The following is a 25634-nucleotide window of genomic DNA, read 5'->3' as shown; positions in this document are numbered from 1 at the left end:
GCCCAACTGCAACGCCCCGTGCCTGGCTCATCCCCCGGCGGCCGAGGTGATAGCGGTACGCCCGTCGACCCCGGCGTCGGCGACGAACACCCGGCCGCCGCCCACCGCGAGCCAGGTGACGCCGTCCTCCTGCCAGTTGGCGCCCTGCAGGCGGACTCCTGGCGGCGCCGGACCCGACCGGACGCGCTGTGCGGCCGGGTCGATCACGTCCAGTCCCGGGGTGGGCCACAGGCGTAGCCCGTACACCCCGCCCGATGCGGGAACCAGCGTCGGGTAGGCACCGGGCGCGGACACCATGGCCGGCGCTCCTCCGTGCCGGTCCGCCACGGTGACGCAGGGCCGCCCCGCCGCGTCGAGGTGGGAGACCACCGCCCGGTCACCGAGGACGGCCAGGCCGCACGTCCACCGGCAGGGATCGCCGCCGCGGATCTCGAACAGCTTCCTGCCTGAGGTGTCGATGAGCTCAACCCAGGAGGCCTCGAAGCGTTTGACCACCAGCACGACGCCCTGCCGTACGGTCACCTCGGGCTGTTCGGCCGGCGTGCGCGACAGCCGCCGCGACCACAGCGTGCGCCCGGTCGCCGGATCAATCGCGTGCAATCCGCCGGCTTGGTCCCTGGCGAGGAACAGGCTCCCGTCGGTGTCGTGGTCGGTGGTCCAGCCGGGAAGGCAGTCCCCGCCGACCTGGACCTTCGCCGCCCAGCGTGGTCGTCCGGTACGGGCGTCGGCACCCGCGAGATCGCATCGTCGTCCGTCCCGCTGCCAGGTCGCGATCGTCCCGCCCCCGGCCAGCGCCCGGAACGGATAGACGGCCTGCACCGCGAGTTCGTCGCGGCGCCACAACTGCCTGCCGTCGAGCGCGTCCAGCCCGACGAGCCGTACCGCCCACGGGGACGGGTTCTCGGGCCCGGGCTTGGCGTCCGCCGTACGCGACTGGCTGCGCACCACCACCGTGCCGCCGGTCACGCCATACGTCGTCAGGTCCATGCCGGGCTCCCGGTGACGCCACCGGACCCGGCCGGTACGCGGATCGCGCGCCACGACACCGTCCGGCAGGGTCGCCGTGACCAGCACCCGGCCGCCGACCAGGTCGAGAGCGGCTCCCTGCGCAGCGTACGGAGTGTGAACCTGCCAAGCGGTGCGCAGCGGGCCCGGGCGCGGCCCGTCGCCGGACAACGGCAGCCCGGGTTGGTCAGGGGTGCCGGGGGCGCGGGTGCCGGGGGCGCGGGAGCAGGCGGCAGCGAGCGCGAGCATCACCAGCGCAAACGCCAGAACGCTCGTCCCTGTCCGGCGTAAGGTCACACCTGCCATGGACCAAAAATCGTAACCCAATCCGCACGCGGCTATGGGCTGTTGAGCCGATCCTGGGCTACTGGACACACCGAACCGTGGGAGCGGCGCAGGCAAGATCCCTTACGGCGTCGAGATGACGCCCAGCTTAGGGGTGGACCGATGTCGCAGAGTAAGGGATCGGGCCTTGGGCATACGTGTGCGTGGTATCGACCCGAATGGACGCACCCTCTTTACCGGCCAGGCATTGGCGGCCGAGTCGGCCTGTGGGTTCGCGAACTGCGGGGTCAGTGATGACCGGCTCAGATGGTCGCGGCCATCTGCGCGAGGATCGCCTGGCGCAGGATGTCGGCAGTCAGGCCGCGCGATTGGAGCATCGCCGGGATGGGACTGGGCCGGTCGGGTTGGGGCCCGCCGCGGCGAGTCCGCATCTGCCGGGCCTGCGGCAGTTTGTAGCAACGAGGCACTTTGGCCGGGTTCTGCGCGTCGTGCAGCAGTCCGAGCAGGACGTGTTCGGGGCCGACCTGCTGGTGACGGGTTTCGGCTTCGGCCAGTTCCAGTGCCCGCTTGACGGCCATTCCCTTACCGCATGGTGGCCGGCTCCATGGGGATGTTCTGCCGGTGCCGCGTCGTGCCACACGCCGTGCGGTCTCTTCCACGATCGTGGCGCCGAAGGCGTCGTTCACGGCATCGCGTACGGCGTCCAGGTCGATCCCGAGGCCGGCCAGCAGTTCGGCGTCGTCGCGGTACCGGCCTGGAAGAACTCCGGACTCGACGAGGCGAATCAGCTCGGCTCGCGCGGCTTCGGTATCGAGGCCGAGCCGTCGAAGGGTTTGTCCGGCGATTCCCTCATCGGCGGTGAGGGCTGCCAGAACGTGCTCGGGACCGACGTAGTTGTGGCCCAGCCGTTCGGACTCTTGGTCGGCCCGTTCCATGACCTGGCGGGCCGGTGGGGTGAACCGTTCGAACACGCTGTCCTACCTCCCGGTGCGGAACAGCCGGTTACCGGCATACTTTTTGTGCACGGCCTGCTTGCTGACACCGAGCCGTTCGGCGATGTCTTTCCAGATCCAGCCCTTGGCTCGGGCGTTTTCGACCTGCAGGGCCTCCAGCACCTCGACCAGAGAGCGCAGCGCCGCCACCGCGGCGAGGCCGACGTCTGGATCCTGGCTACTGGTCGCGGCAGCCAAATTCGTCACCTCTTCCCGCCGGACATCCCTCATGGGAGTCAACCTACGTTGACCGACCCCATGCGGTCAACCCTGGTTGACCGGCTCGCCTGGCTCGGGCGGATCGGACGTGAGGTCGGCGGTGGTGAGCGCATCGCTCCGGCGGCGCTGAGCCCGAACAGGTCACACAGGCGCCGGATGTCGCCACCGCTGGCGGCGAAATGCCTACTGTTCGCGAACCCAGGCGAGGAAGTCAGCGGCGAGCCCGGGCGGGTTGGCTACTTCGGTCTGCTGGGCGATCTGCTCGTAGTACTCGAGCTCGTGGACGAGCACCGGGGCCGGCTGCCCGATGGCTTGTTTGATCTGTCCACTTTCGTGCAGGTGGCGAGCAAGCTGGGTGCAAGCCTCGACGAAGCGGGCGGTGACCCAGAGATGTTCGTCTGCTGTCGAGGCTCCCTTGATCCACTCGTCGCGCTGAGTGGCGCCGTCGGGGTCTTGGATGCTGTCGCCGACGACGGCGAGTTCGTTCTGAAGCCAGTAGGCGTAGTTCCATCGAGCCTCTGCCGGGTCTGGGTAGCGGCGGCCATGGGCGCTGTCGAGGACCTGTTGGACCTGCGCTTCGGTGTTGTAGCCGAGGGTGAGGACCGGCCGCTGCGGATCGTCGTCTTCGTTCCAGAGGTAGAAGGAGATCGCATAGATATCCGCTGCCTCGATGGGAGGGACGGAAGCCAATGCGCTGGTGACGGTCCGCTGCAGGTGATCGTTGAAGGGCATCGCGGAGGATTCTTCCGTTCAGAGTCGTCCGCTGACGTCTGCGGCCCAGTTCAGGAAGAGACCGACATGCCGACAGCAACGCGCGGGATGTCCGACAGGCTCGACATGACCACGCCTACGCCCGCGGTGGTGCCTTCCGCGTCGATCGCCAGGCCGCGATCCGCGCCGCCCAGAACTACCTGCACGCCAGCGGCTACCACGGGTCGGTCACCCGCGGTTCGCGCCGGGGGTGTCGCATGCCACGTTTTCGGCAGACCGTTTGCGGCGCTATGGGCTGGCTTCTTGGTCGTTGAGGTCGATGACGTCGGCGAGGATGCAGGTGATGTTGTCGGGGCCGCCGCCGGCGTTGGCGGCGTCGACGAGGTGGGCGACGACGTGTTCGGGGTCGGTCATGCCGGTGAGAGTTTTGTGGATCATGTCGGGTGTGACGACGTCCCAGAGGCCGTCGGAGCACAGCAGGTATCGGTCACCGACGAGGGCATTGCGCAGCTGAAGGTCGGGGGTGAGCTGGTCGCGGCCGTCCAGGGCCTGCAGCAGCATCGACCGGTAGGGATACGTGGCGACCTGCTCTTGGCTGATCCTCCCGTCGTCCAGAAGGGTCTGCACGAGTGTCTGGTCGTGGGTGATCTGGTACAGGATGCCGTCGCGTAGGAGGTATGCGCGCGAGTCGCCGATCTGGACGATGGCGAGTTGTGATCCGGACCACAGCATCGCCGTCAACGTGGTTCCCATGCCGCGCAGTGACGAATCGGCCTCGACCATGCTGTGCACTCGCTCGTTGGCCTGGCGGACTGCCTGCTCCAGTGTGGCGATGAGCCGGTCCTGGGGAACCTCGACGTCCAAGGCGCGTAGTTCTTCGATCACGGTGGCGCTGGCGACCTCGCCGGCGGCGTGGCCTCCCATGCCGTCGGCGACGGCCAGCACGTGCGGGCCCGCGTACGCCGAGTCCTCGTTCTCCTCGCGAAGCATTCCGACGTCTGACCGTGTCGCGTAACGGATCCCGATCATCATGCACGTAACCCTACCGAGCCCGGCGTTCTCGTGTTTCACGGCGAATGGGCGCGGCCGAGCCGGCTATTTCAGGATGTTCACCGCTCGGGCGATGACCAGGGCGACCGCCACGATCGACACGGCCGACCGGGCGAGCATCGTCATCTTCGCCCACCGGGCGAGCGGCATCATCGCGACGACGACCGTGACCGTCACGGGCAGCCGCTGTTCTCCCTCGGTGCAGCGCAACCAGGCTGGCAGGTGGACATCGTCGAAGCGGTGGGGCAGGTGCGCGTCGTTGTGGAGCACCTTCTCCAGGTGCGCTGTCTGGCGTCGCATCACACCACCTGGGGCGACGCATGCCTTGAGTTGAGTTCACCCAACCGGCGATACCTCAGGTCCTCAATGTGAGCTGCGAGAGGCCGGAACGCAGCTGTGCTGTTGTTGGCCTGTCCTTTGGATCTTTCGCGAGCAGGCTGATGAGCAGCTGGCCCAGTGGTGATCCTGCGCGTTGCGGGGTCCGCGGTGGGTCGGTCAGGACGGCGGCCATTACCGCTGTCAGGCTCGGCCCGCCGAACGCGGGCAGCCCTTCAACAGCGTAGAAGAGCGTGGCTCCAAGTCCCCACAGATCGATGGCGGGTGAGCTCTCCAGCCCTCGGATCTGCTCTGGGGCCATATAGGCAGGGGTACCGATGATGGCGCCCGCTTCGGTTAGCGTTGGGTCACCCTGGAACCTGGCAATTCCGAAGTCGGCGAGTTTTATTGATCCATCTCGCTGCACAAGGACATTCGCGGGCTTAACGTCGCGATGAATGATTCCGAGTTCGTGCGCTTCGGTCAGCACATCGAGCATGTCAAGGCCGATCTCAGCAACTCGTGCGTGAGGCAGCGGCCCCTCCCGCTCCACGGTCTTGGTCAGCGTCAGCGCCTTGACCAGTTCCATCACGATGAGCACCGAATCCTGATCCAGGAGGACATCGTGAACAGTCACCGCGTTCCTGTGGTCGAGCTGCGCGGCGGCCCGCGCCTCGCGGAGCATGCGAGCTCGCGTGGTTTCTCTCGCGTCGGCAGAGAGCCCAGCGGGCGGGAGCAGCTGTTTGATCGCCACTTGCCGACCCAGCACCGTGTCCCTCGCGCGCCAGACCACGCCCATGCCGCCGCGGCCGAGTTCTTCCAACGGCGTGAACCGGCCCGCCGACAAGGTGATGACCCAAGGCTCCCGCGGGGTTGCGGCCAGAGGCGGTGCGGAGTGAGGCTGCGAAGCGACGGCTGCCGGAGCTGCTGTCACCGACTGCGCCGCAGCCCTGGGATGCTGTGCTGCCCGCCGACGTTGTTGTTGACCGCGCCGGATCGCCGCGCGCCACAGGACGAGAACGACGACAAGAATCGCAGCCGGGATGATCGAGGCATAGAAGGACTCAGGCGACCCTACCGGCATGGCTAAGAATTCTCCCTGACAGGCATAACCTAGAAGGCATTCTCAACGGTCATTGTGGCTTCTGTCGGGTGATCCCCAGTGTCCTCCTTGAGGGTACTGCGGTCGCGCTTCCAGCCGATACCGCCCGGCCGACTCCAGACCGTCGCGCATCAACTCTCCTCAGCTCGGGAAGGCGAGGCGCCCACTGTATAGACACATATGTCTGCTAGAAAGCTTAGCTGCGCGGCGGCGTTGGGGTCTTCGGCGGGAGGCCGGCGCGAGCCGGAGGGCTCAATGATCGTCTGAGGCGGTGGGGACCTGGCGGAAATGGCGTGTGCCTGCGAAAACGGCGCGAGGAGCGGGTGGGCGCAGTTCAGCCGGTGCCGGGATCCCAGGTGCCGGTCTCCAGATCGCCTAGATCGTCCACGGCCACGCGGTCGTCGTGGGCCAGGGTCTGGATCATGGTCGCGGCCTCGTCGCGCGTGACGTACCGGCCTCGGGAACGGTGGTGGGCGGGCTCGGGCGTCTCCAGCCAGAGTCTCGGCTCGCCGGGCCCTTGCCACCTCATCTGGACGATGCCTTCCGACCTTCCGGCAAAGACCAGATAGTTTCCGTCGGTGGCGGCAAGCGCGTCCAGCCATCGCAGGCATTCGTCCAGGGAGGTTGGGTGGTCATCGCGGTCGTGACGTCGGCGTTCGCTGTCGCCCACACGCATCATCAGCATGTGCTCGGCCGGCCGCTGCTCCTCCAAAGCGGCGGGCTCGAAGTCGGCGCCGCCGAACAGCGGGCCGAAGACGGCCCAGGCCGAAAGCCGGGGGATGTCCACATCGACGGCCTCGGCCTTACCTGGGATCTGGAGCGTGCCGCGCAGCCGATCCCACTCGCGGTGCAGGCGCAGATCGTGGCCGCGCACGTCCATGACCGACAGCCGGACGCCGTCCGCCAGGGCGGGCAGATCGTGCTGCAACACCATCCTCGCCCCCACCAGCGCAGGCTTCGAACTCCTGCGGCTGTGACGGTTACGCCGGTACAGGCCGCCTACCCCATCGTCCAAGCGCCGAACATCAGCCCTCGGCGACGGCTCGCGGGTCCAGTCGTAGTGCCGGATGGCCAGGTTCTTGCCGATGACGCCCGGCCAGAAGGCCTCGTACTCCTCACCATCGACGGCCTCAGAACGATGCACCGGGATGACCTGCAGCCCGCGGTCCGCCAACGACCTGTTCTTGAAGAAGTCGGTCTGCCCGGGACCGAGCAGGGCGGCCCGGTCCAGCGCGAACCCCGGAACCTCAATCGGGCGCAGCCGAACGATCGAACCGAGGTCGTCGGCGTCCGCGAGATCGTCCACGGCGTCCAGCAGCGCGGCGGCGATGTCGTCACGGTAGCCCTTGTTGGCATGAACCACCAGGATCCGGTCGCCGCGGATCTGGTACACGAAAACCCCTACGAAACCGCTCTCGATCAAGACGTCGTGGTGGCCGACCCGCGCGGGCACCGCGGGACTGGCGCGGCCTTCCTGGATCAGGTCTGTGAGAGGAGCACCATCAGCCATGCGAGACAACCTAGCCCTTCTAGAAAGGGTGGCCGAGCTCTAGGAGCGAGTGGCTTTGCAGCGTTTCAGCCATCTCCGGCCGGCCCGGCAAGCCTCCAGAGCAGTCGCCCACGGTCGCTGACCGTTACAGAGAAACGCTCACTACCGCCGGGCCGCGCAAGGTCACCTCTTGACCGGCCCCGCCCCTTCAGGGATGACCAGTTACCATCCAACGAACCTAGGATAGGCTATCTATTCGGTCAGAAGCCGTGGAACTCCGCTAGCCGGATCGATGTGTCGTCCCACTCTCTTTCAATTGCCTGACGTTGCTCCTCAGGCATGTCCGGACGCCATCCTCGACGTCGCCAGAACGCTTCCCTGTGCGTTAGCCTCGATTTTTCGTGAGGCTCCGCGTGAAAGCGCGAGGTTGGTTTCGGCTCTGGTGTGTCGCTCATTGCAATCGCTTGGACCAGGCGGTCCGCGCGCCATCGGTAGTAGTCGACCCCCTCGGTGACCCCGGCGTCGGCGGCGTCGCGGACCCGAGCGAGGGCAGCGGCGTCGCCAGGATCGACCGAACGGCCAGCGTCCTCGGCGGCACGAGCACGTTCGGCAGCTTGCCGGATCGGGTCGAGGACAGTGTGGAAATTCACATCCGCAGCGGCACGGACTGCCTCGGCCGCATACAGCGCCGCATAATTAAGCGCCTCGGTTTCGATGAACGTCGCCTGGTATGAGTCGAAGGCGTCTTTGTCAGCAAAACGAGCAGCGCCCCGCATGGCCCGGACTCTCACCGACACAGCGACGAAGTCTTGGGAGTGTGCATCCGCGGCCGCGTTCACGGCCGCCACGGCACACGCGGCCGGGTCATCGGGGGTGGAGGTCTGAGCGAGGTCACCGGCAGCCCGCGCGGCCGCCGTCCATTCCGACGGCGCGGGATGGGTACCGGCCAGTTTCCGCCGGTACAGCTCGATGACCTGATCCACCGCACCGCGTTGCGGCGAGCCATCGGCGGTGTGTCGCCGTACGCCGTTGGACTCATCGCCCAGGAGTTCCAGGATCCATTGCGCGACAACAGGCCTCAGGTAAGCGCCCACCGGCATGGCTTCCAGCGCGGCCACCGCGAACGGACGGGCCTCCTGCGCCGGAACCTGTTCGAGGCACTGATGGAGTAGAGCACCGAGCACCCGAGGAATCCCCCACCGCCGCTCGCTTTCATCGAGCCAGTCCACGCCGCTGTCCTCGGCCAGCACCACCGACAGCGACACGCTCTTTTCCTCGGCAACCCGCTGCGCGTTCAAGCTGATATGCAATCCGCCGTGCAGCCGCCCCTCGGACTCCGCGTGTCCACCCTTCCGAAAATCGCCGGACGCCTGAACGGCCCGCAGGCGACCCACGGCGGCGGCCTTCAGTTCCGGCCGATTGTGCCAGGCTCGAATCCACTCAGGCATCATTAACCTCCACCCGGGCGATGCCCGGCAAACGCCCCCCATCGTCAAACTACAAGACCGACGATGTAGTGGCTGAGAAATCGGGCGACGGTGCGGGCGGCCCGCTTCGCCGTCGCGACTTCGGGCATCTGTGGTCGGCGGACGTCATCGGCTCAGGGTGCGTTGATCATCTCCACCTTGGCCAGCAGCCACCGGCCGGCGACCCGGGTCATCGTGGCCCGGAGTCGCGTGAACCTGGAATACGGCTTCTGTGTCCCCTGTGATCGGGCCTGCGTGCCGACGGCGACGAGTACTGTGGCCTGGGACGGACCGGCCGGCGCCACCAGGCCGACATCGATCCTGGTGACCCGGCTGACAGCTTGTGACTTCTCGATCGTCGACCTGAGCTGTGCCTCACCGCCGGTCCACTGATCATGAAATTCGCCGGTGCTGCAGTGACGAACCGCCGCGATCATGCCGTCGAGCCGCTGATAGTCGGTCGAGTACATGGTGCTGATACAGGACTGTGCGGCATGAAACACCGCAGATACCCGCGAGCCGGGCCAGGGGGCGCCTTTGATGGGAGCGGGGGCCGCAGATAGGGCGTCGACCTGATCGATCCGCCACTGTCCCTGCTGCCGGAGCAGCGAGACCCGAAGGTCGGACAGGCTCGTGGCCGGCTCCTGCTGCTGGGCCTTCGTGGACAACTCGTTGAGGAAGATCAGGGCGGTGGCGTGGTCGGCACCCGCCGACTCCAGGCCGGCGGCGACCACCGTGCCCGCGACGACAGCCTTCAGCCGTTGTGCCGACGCGCGGAGGTTCGGCAGGCTCGAGTCGTACTGCTTACGCATCCGGTCCGTCATCTTGCTGTGGGCCGACTGCACGTCGATGTCGAACCTGCGGTAGTCGTAGCTTCCGAGAGCCTGTACGTCGGCCGAGGCGGCTTGCAGGAGCGTCGCTCCGTCTGGGGGGAGCGCGAGCGAGTCCGCCGAGCCGATGCCGGGGGCGTACCGCCACGCGCCGACCGCCGCTGCGGTCAGGACCAGTGTCCCGCACAGGGCTGCGGCTGTTATCAGGGCGATCCGGCGACGGGGTGCCGGGGACACCACCGTGGGTGGCGCCTGGTGGGGCGGCGGTGTGGGCCGGGGTGGTGGGACGGGGGATTGCGCCGGTTCTTTGCCGGGCTCTCCTGGCCGTTCGCCGATCAACTGAAGCAGCAACTCCTGCGCCTGTGGCCGTACCGCCGGATCCTTGGCCAGGCAGCGCTCCAGCAGCGGCAGCAGCGCGACCGGCACCCCGGACAGGTCGGGGGCCGCATTGAGGATCCGGTTCATGACGCTCGGGATCGAGTCGGCGCCGAACGGCGGTCCTCCGGTCGCGGCGAACACCATCGTCGCGGCCCAGGAGAACACGTCGGCGGCCGGTGTGACCCGTTCCCCGGCGATCTGTTCCGGGGCCATGTAGGCCGGGGTGCCGACCACGCCGCTGGCAGTGGTCGAGTCGGCTCCGGACTCCAGCGCCCGGGCAATCCCGAAGTCGATGACCCGTGGCCCATCGGGACCTACGAGGACGTTGGCGGGTTTGAAGTCGCGATGCACGATTCCGGTCCGGTGGATGGCGGCCAGCGCGGTGGCCGCCCCGATCGCCAGCCGGTCCAGCTCGGTACCCTCGCGCGGGCCCTCTTCCATCACAAGCTGCAGAAGGGACGGACCCGGCACGTACTCACTGACGATGTACGGCTGGTCTCCCACCACGTCAGCGTCCAAGACCTGCGCCGTGCAAAACCCAGCGACGCGTTCGATGACCGCCAACTCGCGGGCGAACCGCGCCCGCATCGCCTCGTCGGCGACCAGCTGGGCCCGAAGCAGCTTGACCGCGACCTGCCTCCCGAGGGCATCGCGCCCCAGGTAGACGACACCCTGACCGCCCTCGCCGAGCCTGCCCTCCAGCTCGTAGCCGCCCAGCCGGAGAGGGTCACCCAGCTGCAACGGGCGAGGCTCCACCATCCGCACTCCCCATCTTCAAAAGAACGGTCATGTCTATTCCATCGGTCCAGATCCTAACCTCGATCTCATGAGGCTGGTCGGGTCGCGCGGCGCCTCGGCCGACCTATGTCCTCGGCCCGTGCCTCGGGAGCCGGTGGTGAGATGTGAGATGTTAGATCCAGGTGCGATGGTTGTTTTTGGCCTCTTTGGCGCGGCAGGAGTTGCCGGCCGCCGGCGTCGAGGGCCGGGGCGCTCGTGGCCGCCCAGGCTTGGCGGAGGGTGGCCGTGAGGGTGTCCGCCGCGTTCTTGACCTGCCGACGCCGGGAGGGAGCGGTCCGGCCGCGGGCCAGGGAGACCGCCACGGCGCGACGGGTCGGGTTCCACTGCCAGGTGCCGGCGATCCGCCCGTCGACCATGACGGTGCGCAGTGCCTCGCCGATCTGGTTGAACCCCCGACGACCACTACAGAGCGTGGCATCTTTCAAGTAACCGTTACTTGTCACGCCCTGAGCAGCGCGGAGCGGGGCCAGCTGATCTTGAACGATCCCCGTCCGTCCACACCTGCCTACGGTGCCGCTGATGGACTGTTCATGCAGCTCGAAGGGGGAAAACGGGGTTGACCCGGGAAAACGGTGAGTCTTCCCAGGGTTGGATCAAGGCCAAGACGGGAATCTTGTCTCGGTATCCAGCGTTCACGCTAGGAGAACGCAAGCCGTCTGGGAGGCACGTCACGATGGCCGAGCGCGCACTTCGCGGCACCCGCCTCGGAGCCACGAGCTACGAGAATGATCGAAACACCGACCTGGCCCCTCGTCAGGAGGTCATGTACGACTGCCCGAAGGGCCACCGGTTCACCGTCATCCTGGCCGCTGAGGCCGAGGTGCCGATGACCTGGGAGTGCCGGAGCTGCGGCGCCACCGCCCTGATGGTCAACGGTGAGATGCCTCAGTCCAAGAAGGGTAAAGCGCCCCGCACGCACTGGGACATGCTCATGGAGCGCCGCACGATCGAAGACCTTGAGGAGGTCCTGGCCGAGCGATTGGCCGTCCTGCGCGCCCAGCGCAGAAGGACCGCGTAACCGAACACCGAACGCAGACGAGCCGTGCCGCACGCCCCTCGGCGGCACGGCTCGTGCGTGTTCTCAGCGCCGCTCGCCCTGACGGTCGTCCTCGATGACCTCGCCGCGCACGACCTGCGGCCCCGGACCCGGCTCCGGCTCGTTCGCCCCGGGCCCGTACATCCCGCTCAGGTCCCCGAACCGCAGGCCGCCCCGGCGCCGCGCCGCCGACACCCGCCGCCCGATGTACCACGACAGCAGGCGGCGTACGAGCGGCCGGGTGAACGGCAGCACGAACAGGAACCCAAAAAAGTCCGTCACGAAGCCGGGCGTGAGCAGCAGCGCCCCGCCGACGAGCACGAGCCCGGCGTCGGCGAGCTCCCGGTCGGGCATGCCGCCGCCCCCGAAGGTCTCCTTCAGCGCCCGCCACGCCCGCCGGCCCTCATGCCGGATGATCCACGCCCCCAGAAGGCTCTCGGCCAGCAGCAGCGCGACCGTGGGCCAGCCGCCGATCAGCTCGCCCACCTGGATGATGACGTAGATCTCCAGGACGGGCAGCAACAGGAACGCGAGGAACAGCACCACAGGGAGCATGTCTCCATTGTGACGCGCCGAATGGATGGTTCACGGGCGCGGCCGGGGGACGAGTTGGCCGTGCCGGGAGTTCCCGCTTCGCTCCGGGCGGACACGCCGCGCCCGCGGCGGCACCGAACACCAGCGACCGATACCGGCGCATCGCCGCTGACTGCCGGAGCATGTCCCGACCCACCCTGTATCCCGGCTTGTATACGAGGGCGCGGTTCGGCGGAGACGGAGCGGATGATCTATGGCGTCGTCGACGCCGGCTGGACCGTCATCGACGGCCGCTTCGACGCCGGGCGGTAGCAGTTGGCGGCGATTTGAACACCACGTCGGCGTAGTGGCCCAGGCCCCGGGTACCGCTTCCTATCGGAGGAAAACAGCAGGTCAACAGGGGGTTACGATGCTGAGGCTCATGCGCCGCGCCGGAATCACGTCCGACATGATGTACATCGCCGGCTTCGGATCGATCATGGCGTCGGTCGCCAGCTGGGCGATATCGATGCGGGCCGAGAAGGCCGGTATGGACCGGGCGGACCGCTGGGGGATCTTCGTCGGCGAGTGGGCGCCGACCTTCTTCGCGCTCGGCGTCGCCCTGCGGATGGAGGAAGAGTACGGCGAGGAGACGCCGAGTGAGCGGGCCGAGCGGATGAAGCACCGCGTCCGGGAGGCGATGCCGGTGGGCTGAGCCCCGCACGTACCGGAGAAGGTCACCGGAGCTCCGGTTGGCCGGACTTCCACGGCTCATCCGGCCCATGACGGCCCTCCTGCGGCGGTCCCTGCCGTCCGACCAGGACGCCTACGGCTGGGAGCTGAAGTGGGACGGCGTCCGGGCCGTCGCCTACGTCCAGGAGGGCGGCCTGCGGCTGAGGTCCCGTAACGACAAGGACATCACGCACTCCTACCCCGAGCTGGCCGGCCTGGCCGGGATGCTGCCCCGCCCCGCGATCCTCGACGGTGAGATCGTCGCCCTGCGCGACGGCCGCCCGAGCTTCGCGACGCTTCAGCTGCGGATGCACGTCCAGCACCCCGGCGAGCGACTCGTCCGGTCCGTGCCGGTCCAGTACTACCTGTCGATCTTCTCCACCTCGACGATGAGTCGCTGCTGCCGCTCCCCTACACCGAGCGGCGGGACCGCCTGGACGCGCTCGGCCTCGACGAGGGGCCCGTACGCGTGCCGCCCTGGTGGCGCGACGACGGCGAGGCCGTCTTCGCCGTGGGCCAGGCCCAGGGCCTGGAGGGCGTCGTCGGCAAGCCACTGCGGTCCCGCTACCACCCGGGGCGGCGCGGGCCCTGGATCAAGGTGAAGAACGTCCGCCACCAGAAGGTCGTGATCGCCGGGTGGATCCCCGGGGCGGGCCGCCGCGCCGACCTGATCGGGTCCCTCGCGCTGGGCGTCTACGACGGGGCCCATCTGCGGTACGCGGGGAACGTGGGCACCGGCTTCACCGAGGCGGACCTGCGGGACATGGCCGCGCGGCTGGCGCCCCTGGCCCGGGAGGAGGCGCCCTTCGACCCGCCGGCGCCCCGCGAGGTCGCCCGGCGCGCGCACTGGGTGCGGCCCGCGCTGGTGGGCGAGGTCGCGTTCGGCGAGTGGACCCCGGACGGCGTCCTGCGGCACCCGAGCTGGCGGGGGCTGCGCCCGGACAAGCAGCCCCGCGAGGTACACCGCGAAGACCCCGGTTGACGCCCTTCCCTCCTGTATGCGCGAAAACCCGGCTCTCTTGTCCCGGCGCGCGGTGAAGGCCCGGGTTCGCGGCTTCTCCCGGTGTTCTTCCGGCGTGTCCATTTGCGGGATCATGGTGGCGGAAGCAGAGTTGCCCCGGCGTCCCGGCCGGTCCTGACCCGGCGTCCCGCGTGACGGGTCGCCGCTCGTTCCCCTCACCTTTGGAGTGTCCTCGTGCGCAAGCATGTGCTCGTTCTCGTCGCCGTGGCCGGCCTGGGCCTGGCGGGCTGCGGCAGCGGATCCGCGCATCATGACAAGACCGCCGCATCCGCCAAGACCGGCGGCGCGGCCGCGGGCGTTCCGCTGCCCACCGCCTCCCCCAAGGGCGACAGTGACGCCCCGACGTGCACGACCGTCTCCTACCGCGTCACCGGCGCGGACGTCCAGGTCACCGCCCAGGTGGGCAAGACCCCCATCACCCTCAACTTCGAGGCCGACGACGCCGACGACAATCCCGTCACCGGCGACCCGAAGACCTCGGGCGTCACCTACGCCTTCAAGGGCGGCGACACCCGGCACACCCTGCTGATCAAGGGCGTTCGCTCGTTGAACCACGTCACCGTCATCGGCCTGGGCACCGACGAGAACGACTCCTGCCGCGCCTACGCGGGGTAGCGCGCCCTCGAGGCGGCCCGGCCCGGGCCGCCCCGATACGCTCCACCGGAGTCGGCGTGAACCAGCGCATAACGGCATCGCCGGCGACCAGGCGCCCCCTGACCGCCGGCACCGACTTCCGGAGGACGGATCATGCGAGTGCACCTGGCGTACGGCGAGTCGGGGCTGGACATCGACGTGGACCCCGAGATGGCCACGGTGGTCGAGCCCGTCCACCACGAGGCCGCCGCCGACCAGGTCGCCCTGGTGCGCGCGGCACTGTCTCACCCGGTCGCCGGACCGCCGCTGCGCGAGCGGGTACGCCCCGGTCAGACGGTGGCGATCTCGGTCTGTGACGGCACTCGGCCCCAGCCCCGCCGGCTGGTCGTCCCGGCGCTGCTGGCCGAACTCGACGGCGTCGTCCGGCTGGAGGACGTCGTGATCCTGATCGCCACCGGCACCCACCGCGGCAACACCGACGCCGAACTACGGCAGATGTTCGGCGACCAGGTCGTCGACGCCGTACGGATCGTCAACCACGACGCGCGGCGCCTCGACGAGCTCACCTGGATGGGACGGTTCGGCAAGGACGTGCCGGTGTGGCTCAACCGCGAGTGGACCGAGGCCGACGTGCGGATCACCACCGGCTTCGTCGAGCCGCACTTCTTCGCCGGGTTCTCCGGCGGGCCCAAACTCGTCGCCCCGGGGCTGGCCGCGCTGGAGACCGTTCTCGTCCTGCACGACGCCGCCCGTATCGGCGATCCGCGTGCGACCTGGGGCATCACGCACGGCAACCCGGTCCACGACGACGTACGGGCGATCGCGGAGGCCACCGGGGTCACCTTCGCCATGGACGTGATCCTCAACCGGGACAAGGACGTCGTGGCCGCCTTCGGCGGCGACCTGTCGCCGATGCACGCCGCTGCGACGGAGGCCGCCAAGCGCATGGCGATGCGGCCCGTCGAGGCGCCCTTCGACGTGGTGGTCACCACCAACTCCGGCTTCCCGCTGGACCAGAACCTGTACCAGGCGGTCAAGGGGATGTCCGCCGCCTATCAGGTGGTCCGCCCGGGCGGCACCATCGTCTGCGCCGCCGAGTGCCGCGATGGTTTCCCCGACCACGGCTCCTACCGAGAGGTCCTGGCCTCCGCGTCCTCGCCGCGGGCGCTGTTCGACGCCATCAGCGCCCGCACCGAGACGGTGCCCGACCAGTGGCAGGTGCAGATCCAGGCCCGCATCCAGTCCGGCAGCCGGGTCGTCATGCACACCGGCCATCTCAGCGACGCCGACCTCGCCACCGCCCATCTGGAGCAGACCCGCGACATCTCCGCCACCGTCGCCGACGCCCTGGCGGCGGCAGGCCCCGGCGCCCGGCTCTGCGTGCTGCCCGAGGGGCCGCAGACGATCCCGTACCTGGCCGGGACGGCGCGATGACCCGGCCGGTCACCGGCCGGCCGGGGCATCGGGCTGAGGAAGGCCAGGCCGCCCTGGACGGTCCGGGCCCGGGCCGCCGGGCGTGGTTCAGCGCCGGCCGCGGCCGGTGAGGCGGCCCAGCCAGTAGGCGAAGCCCCACTGGGCGATCCGCTGGAACGCCTCGATCATGATCGCGCGGCTCATCTTGCTGGCGCCGTGGGTGCGTTCGACGAACCGGATCGGGACCTCGGTCACCCGCAGGCCGCCCCGCACCGTGCGCAGCGTCAGGTCGACCTGGAAGCAGTAGCCCTGCGACGAGACACCGTCGATGTCGATCTTCTGCAGGGTCGTCGCGCGGTAAGCGCGGAATCCGCCGGTCGAGTCGCGCACCGGAAGGCCCAGCATGATCCGCGCGTAGAGGTTCGCGCCCCGCGAGATGATCTCGCGGTTGATCGGCCAGTTCTCCACCGTTCCGCCGCGGATCCAGCGCGAGCCGATGACCAGGTCGGCATCGCCGAGCGCGCTGAGCAGCCGGGGCAGCTCCTCCGGCTGGTGGGAGCCGTCGGCGTCGATCTCGACGAGCACGTCGAAGCCGTGCTCGATCCCCCAGTGGAAGCCGGCGATGTACGCCGCGCCGAGGCCTTCCTTGCCGGCCCGGTGCAGGACGTGGACCCGCTCGTCGTCGGCGGCGAGCCCGTCGGCGATCTTTCCGGTGCCGTCGGGACTGTTGTCGTCGGCGATCAGGATGTCGGCCTCGGACACGGCGGCGCGCACCCGGCCGACGATGCTCTCGATGTTCTCCCGCTCGTTGTACGTCGGGATGATCACGAGCACCCGCCCGATGTCCTCCATGATCTGCACCGGTCAGGCCTTCCTCGTCCGTGTTCTCCAGCCGGCGGCGACCGCGGCCGCGAATCCCAGCAGCGCCAACACCCACTCCGGCGCGGCACCCAGATGATCAGTAAGGGTACGCGAGGTGCGCAGTGGCACGCTGCGCACCTGGAGATCCGGGGTGAATTCCTTTGACTGCGTAAGAACCTTCCCGTCCGGGGCGATGATGCCGCTGATCCCGCTCGTGGAGGCCACGAGGACGCTGCGCCCGTGCTCGATCGCGCGCATCCGCGACATCGCGAACTGCTGCGGCGGCAGGCTCGTCTTCCCGAACGTGGCGTTGTTGGTCTGGACGACGAGCAGCGGGGCGTCGGCGACGTCCCGCACGAGTCCGTCGTAGGCCACCTCGAAGCAGATGACGTCTCCGATTTTCACCGGACCGAGCTGAAGGGAACCGCGTGAACGGCCCTTGACGAATTCCCCAACCCGATCGAAACGGGTGATGAGCTTTTTCAGCAGGCCCCGGAAGATCGGGATGTACTCGCCGAACGGCAGCGGGTGGCGTTTGACGTAGTAGGCGCCGGGTCCGGTGGTGGGGCTCCAGACGATCCCGCGGTTCTCGACGTGCTCGCCGTCGCCCGCGTCGATGACGGCGCCGACCAGCACGGGCACGCCGATGTCGCGAACCGCCGCGTCGATCACCCCGCGGGCCTGATCGTCGGAGTACGGGTCGAGGTCGCTGGAGTTCTCCGGCCAGATGACCAGGTCGGGCTTTGCCAGCCGACCCGCGCGGACCTCCTCGGCCAGCCGGTGCGTCTCGCGGGCGTGGTTGTTCAGGACGGCCTCGCGCTGGCCGAGGAAGTCCAGACCGGCGCGGGGCACGTTGCCCTGCACGACCGCGACCGTCACCGTCCGGCCGCCGGTCGGGCGGGGGACGAACACGCCGATCAGCCCGAGCGCGAGCACGCCGGCCAGCGCCACCGCGACCCAGCGGAGCGGGCGACCCGGGGCGGTCCCCGGCGCGGGGTCACCGCCGACGGGCTCGGCAGCGTCAGCGTCCTCATCCGCGTCGACATGGGCGGCCTCGGGACGCGCGGCAGCGGTCCGGCGGCGCCACAGGAGCAGGGCCACCGCGGCCAGCAGCCCGCCGGTGAGCGCGGTGACGAAGCTGACCAGCGGGGCACCGCCGAGCGAGGCGAAGCCGGTGAACGGAGAGGCGCTCTGGCTGAACGCCAGCCGCGCCCAGGGGAACCCGCCGAACGGCACCCGGCCCCGGACCAGCTCCTCGGTGATCCATAGCGCGGCCGTCCACACGGGCCAGCCGGGCAGCCGGGTGACGAGGGCGAGGCCGGCGCCCAGGAGCGCGAAGTACAGCGCCTCGAAGATGCTCAGCGCGATCCACGCGTCCAGGCCGACGGGCCGCAGGCCCTCGAAGGTCGGGAAGCAGAACGCCAGGCCGAACAGCATGCCGAGCCCGAGCCCGCGCCGCCAGGTGCGGCCCCGGAACAGCAGCGCGAGCATCGCCGTGGCGACGGGCGCCAGCGGCCACCACCCGATCGGGGGGAACGCCGCGGCCAGCAGCAGACCGGCCACCACCACACCCGCCGGGCGCGGCAGCCAGGCCGGAACTCGCGACGCCCGGCCGCGTTCGACGGCGGCGGGCGTCTTCTCGGCGAGCAACTCTGACGCCACCGGCACTCCTCATCAGGTCGGACCTTCGGCGGAACGCTACCCGGGATACGGGTAGACCGCTTCTAGGGATGATCCCACTTCCGGGCAGAAGCCGCAGCGCCCGGGGATACAGAAGATGGACGCCGGGCGGAAGGCGGCCGTACGAGAGGCCTCGCCGGACAACGCAGAGTACCCGGACCGGCGGATCGCAAGGGCACGGAAACGGACGAGGACCGAGGCCGACGGAACGCAAGGAGCCGGAAACGGACCGAGGCCGGTGGGACGCAAGGAGGCGAAACGGACCGAGGCCGGCGGAACACAAAGGGGCGAAAACGGAAGAGGACCCGGGCGCTCCCTTCGAACCGGACCCGTCTCGTCGGCGGCGAGCGCGTAGTCCGTTGTCTGATGGGTGCCCAGGCCCTTACCGAGTTCCACCCCCCGCCGGCCGGGGTGCTCCGGCCTTGGGCGGGCGCGTGATCGTGCGTCTGGCACGGACGGATGGGCGCCTGAGCCGGCGCGTGCTCGCAACCCCCGTCGCGGCGCAAGATTCGCGGCGCCCCGGTCGGCCGACCGGTCAGTCCTGCGGTGGACGTTCAGGCAACCTATCGAGATCCGTAGCGATGTCAAGGCGGCCCCGACCTGCGGATTGCCACGTTTCCGCAGGTCAGCCGGGCCGTGACAGGACCTGGAAATCCCCCGGATCCGTGCCGTTCATCGCGTGTCGGTCCGCGGCTCACGTTCCGGCGTGCGGTAGGACGACCGTTCCGGTGGCGGTGACGACGACGATCGGATCTGATAGAACCTCGGCGGCGGACGGGCCCTTGTCCGGGCGCGCCCGGCACACGACCCGCGCCTCGAACGCGAGGCTGCGGCTGCGGCGCCCCGCCCGGACCACCGTCGCGGTCGCCTCCAGGACGTCCCCGGCCCGGACGGGCGCGCGGAACTGCACATCGTCGTAGGAGGCGAACAGACCCTCGTCGCCGCCGTCACGGATGCACACCTCCGTGGCGACGTCCCCGAACATGCCCAGGACGTACGCGCCGTCGACGAGGTCGCCGCCGTAGTGGGCGTGGGCGTAGGGGACGTAACGGCGGTGCGTGACGCTCAGGCCGACGCGCGGGTCGCCGTCCTCGGGTTCGGTGGTCACGCGGCCTCCAGACGCGCTGCGCTCATGATTCGCTCGCTCCGCTCGCTCATGCGCTCTCCGCGGGGTTCTCGGGGGTCCAGCTGGGCAGCAGGGCGTGCACGAGGTAGCTGGCGACCTCGCCGGGAGTGGTGCCCTTGCCGAAGATGCGGTCGACGCCGAGCTCCTGCTCGGTGACGGTGTCGAAGCGCGGTCCGCCCGCGATGAGCAGCGGCCGTCCCATGCCGGGCCCGACCGCGGTCGGGTAGGCGGCGTGGAAGGCCGCGGCCATCTGCTTGGTGTTGTGGATGTGGGCGTTCTTCTGGGTGACGACCTGGGAGACGAGCACGGCGTCGGCGTTCTCGGCCTTGGCCCGCTCGACGAGCTCCTCGACGGTCACCTGGGCGCCCATGTTGATCACCTGGATCTCGCGGTGGTACTCCAGGCCCTTCTCCCCCGCGAACCCCTTGACGTTGAGGATCGCGTCGATGCCGACGGTGTGCGCGTCGGTGCCGATGCAGGCCCCCACGACGACCATGCGGCGGTTCAGGACGGTGCGGATCGCCAGGTCGATCTCCTTGCCCGACAGCAGCGGGTACTCCCGGCCCTCGGGCACCTCGATGCCGACGTAGTCGATGAGGTGGTTGACCTTGCCGTACACGATGAAGAACGTGAAGTTCGGCCCCATCGCCTTGGAATGCACGACGCTGGCCGGATCCAGGCCCATCTTCCCGGCCAGCTGCAGGGCGGCCAGTTCGGCGCGCTTCCCGGCGGGCACGGGCAGGGTGAACGACACCTGCACCATCGCGTCGCCGGTCGTGTCGCCGTACGGCCGGATGATCGACGGCAGGTCCTGGACGTCGGGCCGGTCGGTTCTGGTGGCGTCCTGCGGTCTCACTCTGCGCTCCCTGCGGTCGTCGGGACGGCGGCGGCGTGCGGGTCCTCCGACTCGAGGATCTCCAGGACGGGGTTGAGGTAGCCGTCGGCGCGCTCGACGACGCCGTCCAGGCCCTTGCCACCGTCGGCGGGTCGGCGGGTCACTCCGAACGTCCCGTCGGCGATCGCGGCCAGCAGTGTGTCGTCGCAGATCCGCTCGAGCAGGTCGACGGACTCGGACAGCACCTGCCGGGCGCGCCGGACGATGAACCCGTCCGGGCGCGGCACGAAGTCCTCGGCGAGTGCGCCGCAGGCGTCCCGGACGTACCGGACGTTCTCGAGGGCCAAGTCGCGGTCGGACAGCCAGGGGGTGTGAATGCCCTCGGTCATCATCCCGATCAGGATGATCGACTGGCCGGTCATCACGCCGGCGAGGTTGAAGAAGGCGTCCAGCAGGTAGCCGGCGAAGATGTTGCCGGTCATGTGCTTGGTCGGCGGCATGTACTTCAGCGGCGCGTCCGGGAACAGCTCCCGTACGAGCTGGGCGTGGGCCAGCTCGAGGCGGAAGGAGTCGGGGATCGCCGGGTTGATCTCGAAGGCGTGGCCGAGGCCGAGCTGCCAGTCGGCCAGGCCCGCCTCCGTGCCGAACCGCTCGTTCAGCAGCTGGCTGACGACGACGGTGTGGGCGGCGTCGACAGCGTCGGCGGTGGTGAGGTAGTTGTCCTCGCCGGTGTTGATCACGATGCCGGCGCGAGCGTGGATCTGCCGGGAGAACCGCTGGTCGATGAAGGTCCGCCGCGGGTTGATGTCGCGGAAGATGATGCCGTACATGCAGTCGTTGAGCATCATGTCGAGGCGTTCGAGCCCGGCGAGCGTGGCGATCTCGGGCATGCACAGACCCGACGCGTAGTTGGTGAGCCGCACGTACCGGCCGAGCTCGCGGGAGACGTCGTCGAGCGCGCCGCGCATGAGCCGGAAGTTCTCCTGCGTGGCGTACGTCCCGGCGTACCCCTCGCGGGTGGCGCCCTCGGGCACGTAGTCCAGCAGCGACTGCCCGGTCGAGCGGATCACCGCGACGACGTCGGCGCCCTCGCGGGCGGCGGCCTGCGCCTGCGGGATGTCCTCGTAGATGTCGCCGGTGGCCACGATCAGGTAGATCCAGGGCTGGCGGGGGTCGCCGGTCTCGTGCAGCATCGCGGCGCGTTCGGCGCGGCGCGCGTCGATGCGGCCGATGCCGTGGCGGGCCGCGCGGCGGGCCAGCTCGGCGGCCGTGTCGGCGTCGCCTCCGGTCGGCAGGCGGAAGGTCACCGCGCCCAGCGCGGCGGCCCGCGCCAGGTCGCCCAGGTCCTCGTACGGCTCGCGCAGCAGGGCGTCGAAGACCGGCAGCGCCACGCCGTGCTCCAGGCCCACCTGGTCGCGTACGGCGTCGACGAGGTGGTTGACCCAGGGCAGGCCGTCGGAGTCCGCACCGGTCAGGCCGGCCAGCCGCAGCTGCGCCCGCTCCACGGACACGGTCGTGTGGGTGCGGGCCATCTCGATCACCGGCCGGGCGGCGCGCTCGGCCAGCGCCCGGGCCTTGCGCACCACCTGGGGGTCAAGATCCAGTTTCGTCATTCCGTCTCCACCCGATCCTCGAAGATCCTGCGCAGGCTCGGCTCGGCGCGCAGTAGGTCCAGGGCCAGCTCCGCGTGACCGGGGACGTACCCGTTTCCGATCAGCATGGTCACGTCGGCCGCGAGTCCTTCGGCGCCGAGCGCCGCGGCCGAGAACGACGTGGCCATCGAGAAGAAGATCACGGTCCCGCCGGAGGCGGTGGCCAGGATCGCGCCGTGCTCGCAGCCGGGAACGTCCACGCACACGACCGTGACGTCGGCCCCGGTGCCGCCGACGGCGTCGGCGAGCGCGATCGGGTCGCGGGCGTCGGCGAGCACGACCTCGTCGGCCAGGCCGGAGGCGCGCAGCCGCGCGGCCTCGGTCTCGTTCGGCACGACGCCGACGGTCCGTTTGGCGCCGGCGCGGCGGGCGGCCGCCAGGGACAGCGATCCGCTCTTGCCCGCCGCGCCCACCACCGCCACGACCGGCGAGGCGTACGAGCCGACGACGCGGGAGGTCAGGGCGGGTGCGCCGCACACGTCGAGGACGGCCAGGGACAGCTCGGGCGGCAGGTCGGCGGGCAGCTCGGCGGCGATCGAGCGGGCGAACAGGATCGCGTGCCCCTCGGCGGGCACCTGTTCGCTCCGCCCGTCCCAGCGGGCGAGGCCGTCGGTGATCTTCAGCGGGGTGAGCGTCAGGGAGACCAGGGTGGCCACGCGCATGCCGGGCCGCAGCCCGAGCGGGGAACGGGGACCGGCCTCCTCGACGACGCCGATCAGCATGCCGCCCGAACCGGTCACCGGGTTGTGCATCTTCCCGCGCGTCTCGATGATCTCGGCGACCTCGGCGCGGATCCGGCCGGGGTCGCCGCCGTGCTTGGTGTGCAACTGCCGGTACGAGGCGGCGTCCAGGTTGAGCCGCTCGACCCGCAGCCGTACCTCGTCGTCGTGGATCCGGGGGTCGGTGTCGAGGCGGTCGGCCGCCTGCGGCAGCACGCCCGGCGGTTCGGCGACCCGGTGCAGACCGACCGGAGAACTTCTCATCCCTCACCTCGCTGACGGAAAATCTTCTGGGTACGCTTGGCTCTAGAAGAATATTTCTCGTATCGTCAGGCTAACGCAAGAGTTCATCCTGGAGGGCATTGTGACCGCTGTCGCCGCGGAGTCCGCGCACGCGCCCGGAGGGCACCCGCAGCCGTACGCCTACCGTCAGCACGAGCTCGTCGAGCCCGACTGGCGGCGGTTCCCCGGCTGGCGGGAGGTCACCGCCGCGGAGTGGGAGTCGGCACAGTGGCAGCGCGCGCACTGCGTGAAGAACATCCGCCAGCTGCGCCAGGTGATGGGCGACCTGCTGAGCGAGGAGTTCTACGCCGACCTGGAACGTGACCAGCGCGAGCGGGCGACCATGTCGATGCTGGTGCCGCCGCAGATGCTGAACACGATGGACGTGAGCTCTACGGAGGCGTTCTACGCCGACCCGGTGCGCCGCTACATGCTCCCCGTGTTCAGCGACCGGCGCACCGACTGGCCCTCCCACCCGGTCGCCAGCCGCGACTCGCTGCACGAGGCGGAGATGTGGGCGGTCGAGGGACTCACCCACCGCTACCCGACCAAGGTCCTCGCCGAGCTGCTCCCGACCTGCCCGCAGTACTGCGGGCACTGCACCCGCATGGACCTGGTCGGCAACTCCACCCCGCAGATCGACAAGCACAAGTTCACGCTGAAGCAGCCCGACCGGGTCGAGACGATGCTGGACTACATGCGCCGCACGCCGCAGGTCCGCGACGTCGTCGTCTCCGGCGGCGACGTGGCCAACATGCCGTGGGCGCGCCTGGAGTCCTTCGTCGACCAGCTGCTCGACATCGACAACATCCGCGACATCCGGCTGGCGACCAAGGCGCTGATGGGCCTGCCCCAGCACTGGCTCCAGGACGACGTACGCGCCGGCGTCGAGCGCCTGGCCACCAAGGCGCGTTCCCGGGGCGCGCAGCTGGCGATCCACACGCACGTCAACGCCGCCCAGTCGATGACCCCGCTGGTCGCCAAGGCCGCGCGGGCGATGCTGGACGCCGGCGTCCGCGACGTGCGCAACCAGGGCGTGCTGCTGCGCGGCGTCAACACCACCGTCGAGGAGCTCCTCGACCTGTGCTTCGCGCTGCAGGACAACGGCGTGCTGCCGTACTACTTCTACCTGTGCGACATGATCCCGTTCAGCGAGCACTGGCGGCTGTCCCTCGGCGAGGCGCAGCGCCTGCAGCACGGGATCATGGGCTACCTGCCCGGCTTCGCCACGCCCCGCATCGTCTGCGACGTGCCGTACGTCGGCAAGCGCTGGGTGCACCAGGTCGCCGAGTACGACACCGAGCGCGGCATCTCCTACTGGACCAAGAACTACCGGACCGCCCTGGAGAGCGACGACCCGGAGGCCCTCAACCGGCGTTACGAGTACTACGACCCCATCCACACCCTGCCCGAGGCGGGGCAGGCCTGGTGGCGCGCGCACGCCCGGGAGATCCCCGGCAAGGCCGCCGACCTGGCCGCCGCCAGCCGCACGGCCTCCGAGGCCCTGATCACGGACTGACCGAGGGCCCCGCGGGGGCGGGCCCTCAGGACACCGCGAAGCCGTCGCAGCCGATGTAGTAGGCGTCCCCGGTCGGGTGGACGTGGTACCAGATCACCGTCCAGTCGCCGGTCTGCAGGTCGTACGCCCAGTCCTTCGGCTGGGTGAAGTCCCGCAGATCGTGCAGCGTCACCCAGTCCGATCCCTTCACCCGGACCGGCCGAGTCTTGACGACCCCGGTGACGTGGTTACCGCGCAACGCGACCGGGGGACGCATCTCGGCCGCGACGTATGCCTGCGATCATGAGATGTGCGCGACGACGAGCGGTTCCGGGACCGAGGGTGGCGGCTGTTCGACTTCGCCCAGGAGATCCTCGTGGTCTGCCCGCGCTGCGCCGGCCGGGCGCACGTCACCGTCCACCCCGACCACCGGGCGTGCCGACGGTACGCCCTCGCATTCCTCATCGAGCCACACCGTCTGACCTGCCCCGGCTGCGGGCACACCCGCGGCTGGTCCCCGCGGCCCGGGCGGAAGGGCGACGCGGACCTGTACTTCGCCGGCGGTCCCCCGCTGGCCGTGCCGCGCCTGACCGGCCCGGACGACCCGTTCTTCGGGCTGCCGCTGTGGCTGTCCCGCCGGTGCTGCGGGCGGACCCTGTGGGCCTACAACGCCGCCCACCTGGACGTGCTGGAGGGCTACGTCACGGCCCGGCTGCGCGAACGCCACCCGTACACCGGATCCGGCAGCCTCGTCGAACGCCTCCCCGCGTGGATCAAGGCCGCCGGCAACCGCGCGGAGGTCCTGGCCGCCATCCACGACCTGCGCGTCCGCGCCTCGGAAGGTCATGCACGGGAGAGGTGACGGGCGAGGTAGGCGACCTGGTCCGGCAGCATGCGGCGGCGGAACGCCGCGTCGTGGCAGCCGGCGTGGATGCCGCCGGTGACCTCGGCCCGGCCCGCGCCGCGCAGCCGCGCGAGCAGATCCCTGGTCGGGCCGGCGAACAGGTCGTCGCGCCCGCGCAGCCGAACAAA

At 69.8% G+C, this 25634-nt stretch carries 26 protein-coding genes and 2 pseudogenes; 9 read left to right on the top strand and 19 right to left on the bottom strand.

The genetic code is table 11. From position 1 onward, the window contains the following. Window positions 1-27: 27 nt before the first annotated feature. The 11 genes from AB0I04_RS05995 to AB0I04_RS05945 form a co-directional block, all read right to left on the bottom strand. The gene (locus tag AB0I04_RS05995; protein WP_360879705.1) at window positions 28-1311 is read right to left on the bottom strand and encodes a PQQ-binding-like beta-propeller repeat protein; all 1284 of its coding nucleotides are present in this window, start codon (window positions 1309-1311) and stop codon (window positions 28-30) included. A gap of 281 nt (window positions 1312-1592) precedes the next feature. After that, window positions 1593-2261, bottom strand: a complete 669-nt coding sequence (locus AB0I04_RS05990; RefSeq protein ID WP_360879702.1) for a Clp protease N-terminal domain-containing protein — start codon at window positions 2259-2261, stop codon at window positions 1593-1595. Window positions 2262-2267: 6 nt separating this feature from the next. Continuing rightward, entirely contained in the window at window positions 2268-2513 is a 246-nt protein-coding gene (locus AB0I04_RS05985) for an RNA polymerase subunit sigma-70 (protein ID WP_360879699.1), read from the bottom strand. 171 nt (window positions 2514-2684) lie between these two features. Further along, entirely contained in the window at window positions 2685-3233 is a 549-nt protein-coding gene (locus AB0I04_RS05980) for a hypothetical protein (protein ID WP_360879696.1), read from the bottom strand. Between the two features lie 50 nt (window positions 3234-3283). Continuing rightward, a complete protein-coding gene (locus tag AB0I04_RS05975; RefSeq protein WP_360879693.1) occupies window positions 3284-3418 on the bottom strand; it encodes a hypothetical protein in 135 nt (44 codons plus the stop codon). Between the two features lie 82 nt (window positions 3419-3500). Then, the gene (locus AB0I04_RS05970; protein WP_360879690.1) at window positions 3501-4244 is read right to left on the bottom strand and encodes a protein phosphatase 2C domain-containing protein; all 744 of its coding nucleotides are present in this window, start codon (window positions 4242-4244) and stop codon (window positions 3501-3503) included. A 63-nt stretch (window positions 4245-4307) separates the two neighbouring features. Then, the gene (locus AB0I04_RS05965; protein ID WP_360879687.1) at window positions 4308-4562 is read right to left on the bottom strand and encodes a hypothetical protein; all 255 of its coding nucleotides are present in this window, start codon (window positions 4560-4562) and stop codon (window positions 4308-4310) included. 55 nt (window positions 4563-4617) lie between these two features. Continuing rightward, window positions 4618-5661 carry a serine/threonine-protein kinase gene (locus tag AB0I04_RS05960; RefSeq protein WP_360879684.1) on the bottom strand — a complete coding sequence of 348 codons (1044 nt, stop codon included), beginning with the start codon at window positions 5659-5661 and terminating at the stop codon, window positions 4618-4620. A gap of 352 nt (window positions 5662-6013) precedes the next feature. Continuing rightward, a complete protein-coding gene (locus AB0I04_RS05955; protein ID WP_360879681.1) occupies window positions 6014-7189 on the bottom strand; it encodes a hypothetical protein in 1176 nt (391 codons plus the stop codon). A gap of 239 nt (window positions 7190-7428) precedes the next feature. Next, entirely contained in the window at window positions 7429-8616 is a 1188-nt protein-coding gene (locus AB0I04_RS05950; RefSeq protein WP_360879678.1) for a hypothetical protein, read from the bottom strand. A 152-nt stretch (window positions 8617-8768) separates the two neighbouring features. Next, window positions 8769-10601: a serine/threonine-protein kinase gene (locus AB0I04_RS05945; protein WP_360879675.1), complete on the bottom strand. Its 1833-nt coding sequence runs from the start codon at window positions 10599-10601 to the stop codon at window positions 8769-8771. Window positions 10602-11313: 712 nt separating this feature from the next. Between AB0I04_RS05945 and AB0I04_RS05940 the strand changes: the two genes are divergently transcribed. After that, the gene (locus AB0I04_RS05940) at window positions 11314-11658 is read left to right on the top strand and encodes an RNA polymerase-binding protein RbpA (protein WP_360879672.1); all 345 of its coding nucleotides are present in this window, start codon (window positions 11314-11316) and stop codon (window positions 11656-11658) included. Window positions 11659-11721: 63 nt separating this feature from the next. Here the strand turns inward: AB0I04_RS05940 and AB0I04_RS05935 are convergent, their stop codons facing one another. Continuing rightward, window positions 11722-12231, bottom strand: coding sequence for an FxsA family protein (locus AB0I04_RS05935; RefSeq protein WP_360879669.1), 510 nt, complete (start codon window positions 12229-12231; stop codon window positions 11722-11724). Window positions 12232-12631: 400 nt separating this feature from the next. On the opposite strand from AB0I04_RS05935, the gene AB0I04_RS05930 reads away from it, so the two are divergent. The 6 genes and pseudogenes from AB0I04_RS05930 to larA all read left to right on the top strand — a co-directional run bounded on the left by AB0I04_RS05930 (window position 12632) and on the right by larA (window position 15970). Next, window positions 12632-12904 (top strand): hypothetical protein, encoded by a 273-nt coding sequence (locus AB0I04_RS05930; RefSeq protein WP_360879666.1) that lies wholly within the window; start codon window positions 12632-12634, stop codon window positions 12902-12904. 67 nt (window positions 12905-12971) lie between these two features. Next, window positions 12972-13226 (top strand): annotated as a pseudogene (locus AB0I04_RS05925) (hypothetical protein); the annotation flags it as partial. A gap of 92 nt (window positions 13227-13318) precedes the next feature. After that, window positions 13319-13465 (top strand): annotated as a pseudogene (locus AB0I04_RS05920) (ATP-dependent DNA ligase); the annotation flags it as partial. Window positions 13466-13519: 54 nt separating this feature from the next. Beyond that, complete coding sequence (locus tag AB0I04_RS05915) at window positions 13520-13903, top strand: hypothetical protein (protein WP_360879663.1); 384 nt, start codon at window positions 13520-13522, stop codon at window positions 13901-13903. A gap of 213 nt (window positions 13904-14116) precedes the next feature. After that, a complete protein-coding gene (locus AB0I04_RS05910) occupies window positions 14117-14557 on the top strand; it encodes a hypothetical protein (RefSeq protein WP_360879660.1) in 441 nt (146 codons plus the stop codon). 132 nt (window positions 14558-14689) lie between these two features. After that, window positions 14690-15970 carry a nickel-dependent lactate racemase gene (larA, locus tag AB0I04_RS05905; protein ID WP_360879657.1) on the top strand — a complete coding sequence of 427 codons (1281 nt, stop codon included), beginning with the start codon at window positions 14690-14692 and terminating at the stop codon, window positions 15968-15970. Window positions 15971-16057: 87 nt separating this feature from the next. Here larA and AB0I04_RS05900 read toward each other — a convergent pair whose 3' ends face one another. The 6 genes from AB0I04_RS05900 to AB0I04_RS05875 all read right to left on the bottom strand — a co-directional run bounded on the left by AB0I04_RS05900 (window position 16058) and on the right by AB0I04_RS05875 (window position 23086). Next, window positions 16058-16801 carry a polyprenol monophosphomannose synthase gene (locus AB0I04_RS05900; protein ID WP_360880001.1) on the bottom strand — a complete coding sequence of 248 codons (744 nt, stop codon included), beginning with the start codon at window positions 16799-16801 and terminating at the stop codon, window positions 16058-16060. 12 nt (window positions 16802-16813) lie between these two features. Beyond that, complete coding sequence (gene lnt, locus AB0I04_RS05895) at window positions 16814-18472, bottom strand: apolipoprotein N-acyltransferase (protein ID WP_360879654.1); 1659 nt, start codon at window positions 18470-18472, stop codon at window positions 16814-16816. A 712-nt stretch (window positions 18473-19184) separates the two neighbouring features. Then, entirely contained in the window at window positions 19185-19598 is a 414-nt protein-coding gene (locus tag AB0I04_RS05890; RefSeq protein WP_360879651.1) for a hotdog fold domain-containing protein, read from the bottom strand. Between the two features lie 46 nt (window positions 19599-19644). Then, a complete protein-coding gene (locus tag AB0I04_RS05885) occupies window positions 19645-20472 on the bottom strand; it encodes an OAM dimerization domain-containing protein (protein WP_360879649.1) in 828 nt (275 codons plus the stop codon). Continuing rightward, window positions 20469-22064, bottom strand: a complete 1596-nt coding sequence (locus AB0I04_RS05880; protein WP_360879646.1) for a lysine 5,6-aminomutase subunit alpha — start codon at window positions 22062-22064, stop codon at window positions 20469-20471. Before AB0I04_RS05880 ends, AB0I04_RS05885 begins: the two co-directional genes overlap by 4 nt. After that, window positions 22061-23086, bottom strand: a complete 1026-nt coding sequence (locus AB0I04_RS05875) for an L-erythro-3,5-diaminohexanoate dehydrogenase (protein ID WP_360879644.1) — start codon at window positions 23084-23086, stop codon at window positions 22061-22063. Before AB0I04_RS05875 ends, AB0I04_RS05880 begins: the two co-directional genes overlap by 4 nt. Window positions 23087-23186: 100 nt before the next feature. On the opposite strand from AB0I04_RS05875, the gene AB0I04_RS05870 reads away from it, so the two are divergent. Continuing rightward, window positions 23187-24623 (top strand): lysine 2,3-aminomutase, encoded by a 1437-nt coding sequence (locus AB0I04_RS05870; protein WP_360879641.1) that lies wholly within the window; start codon window positions 23187-23189, stop codon window positions 24621-24623. A gap of 25 nt (window positions 24624-24648) precedes the next feature. On the opposite strand, the gene AB0I04_RS05865 is transcribed toward AB0I04_RS05870, so the two are convergent. Then, window positions 24649-24879 (bottom strand): hypothetical protein, encoded by a 231-nt coding sequence (locus AB0I04_RS05865; protein WP_360879638.1) that lies wholly within the window; start codon window positions 24877-24879, stop codon window positions 24649-24651. 33 nt (window positions 24880-24912) lie between these two features. Here AB0I04_RS05865 and AB0I04_RS05860 point away from each other — a divergent pair, with 33 nt between their 5' ends. Next, window positions 24913-25464 carry a hypothetical protein gene (locus AB0I04_RS05860; protein ID WP_360879635.1) on the top strand — a complete coding sequence of 184 codons (552 nt, stop codon included), beginning with the start codon at window positions 24913-24915 and terminating at the stop codon, window positions 25462-25464. Window positions 25465-25634: the final 170 nt, after the last annotated feature.

Source organism: Actinoallomurus sp. NPDC050550 (assembly GCF_040655075.1).
Lineage (GTDB): Bacteria > Actinomycetota > Actinomycetes > Streptosporangiales > Streptosporangiaceae > Actinoallomurus.
This window is presented reverse-complemented; position numbering and strand designations above follow the sequence as displayed.

What these genes read in the sequence shown, in the direction of transcription:
- AB0I04_RS05995 (WP_360879705.1), bottom strand. Translation starts at nt 1,311, where the DNA reads ATGGCAGGTGTGACCTTACGCCGGACAGGGACGAGCGTTCTGGCGTTT.
- AB0I04_RS05985 (WP_360879699.1), bottom strand. Translation starts at nt 2,513, where the DNA reads ATGAGGGATGTCCGGCGGGAAGAGGTGACGAATTTGGCTGCCGCGACC.
- AB0I04_RS05980 (WP_360879696.1), bottom strand. Translation starts at nt 3,233, where the DNA reads ATGCCCTTCAACGATCACCTGCAGCGGACCGTCACCAGCGCATTGGCT.
- AB0I04_RS05970 (WP_360879690.1), bottom strand. Translation starts at nt 4,244, where the DNA reads ATGATGATCGGGATCCGTTACGCGACACGGTCAGACGTCGGAATGCTT.
- AB0I04_RS05965 (WP_360879687.1), bottom strand. Translation starts at nt 4,562, where the DNA reads ATGCGACGCCAGACAGCGCACCTGGAGAAGGTGCTCCACAACGACGCG.
- AB0I04_RS05960 (WP_360879684.1), bottom strand. Translation starts at nt 5,661, where the DNA reads ATGCCGGTAGGGTCGCCTGAGTCCTTCTATGCCTCGATCATCCCGGCT.
- AB0I04_RS05955 (WP_360879681.1), bottom strand. Translation starts at nt 7,189, where the DNA reads ATGGCTGATGGTGCTCCTCTCACAGACCTGATCCAGGAAGGCCGCGCC.
- AB0I04_RS05950 (WP_360879678.1), bottom strand. Translation starts at nt 8,616, where the DNA reads ATGCCTGAGTGGATTCGAGCCTGGCACAATCGGCCGGAACTGAAGGCC.
- AB0I04_RS05945 (WP_360879675.1), bottom strand. Translation starts at nt 10,601, where the DNA reads ATGGTGGAGCCTCGCCCGTTGCAGCTGGGTGACCCTCTCCGGCTGGGC.
- AB0I04_RS05940 (WP_360879672.1), top strand. Translation starts at nt 11,314, where the DNA reads ATGGCCGAGCGCGCACTTCGCGGCACCCGCCTCGGAGCCACGAGCTAC.
- AB0I04_RS05935 (WP_360879669.1), bottom strand. Translation starts at nt 12,231, where the DNA reads ATGCTCCCTGTGGTGCTGTTCCTCGCGTTCCTGTTGCTGCCCGTCCTG.
- AB0I04_RS05930 (WP_360879666.1), top strand. Translation starts at nt 12,632, where the DNA reads ATGCGCCGCGCCGGAATCACGTCCGACATGATGTACATCGCCGGCTTC.
- larA (WP_360879657.1), top strand. Translation starts at nt 14,690, where the DNA reads ATGCGAGTGCACCTGGCGTACGGCGAGTCGGGGCTGGACATCGACGTG.
- AB0I04_RS05900 (WP_360880001.1), bottom strand. Translation starts at nt 16,801, where the DNA reads ATGGAGGACATCGGGCGGGTGCTCGTGATCATCCCGACGTACAACGAG.
- AB0I04_RS05880 (WP_360879646.1), bottom strand. Translation starts at nt 22,064, where the DNA reads ATGACGAAACTGGATCTTGACCCCCAGGTGGTGCGCAAGGCCCGGGCG.
- AB0I04_RS05875 (WP_360879644.1), bottom strand. Translation starts at nt 23,086, where the DNA reads ATGAGAAGTTCTCCGGTCGGTCTGCACCGGGTCGCCGAACCGCCGGGC.
- AB0I04_RS05865 (WP_360879638.1), bottom strand. Translation starts at nt 24,879, where the DNA reads ATGCGTCCCCCGGTCGCGTTGCGCGGTAACCACGTCACCGGGGTCGTC.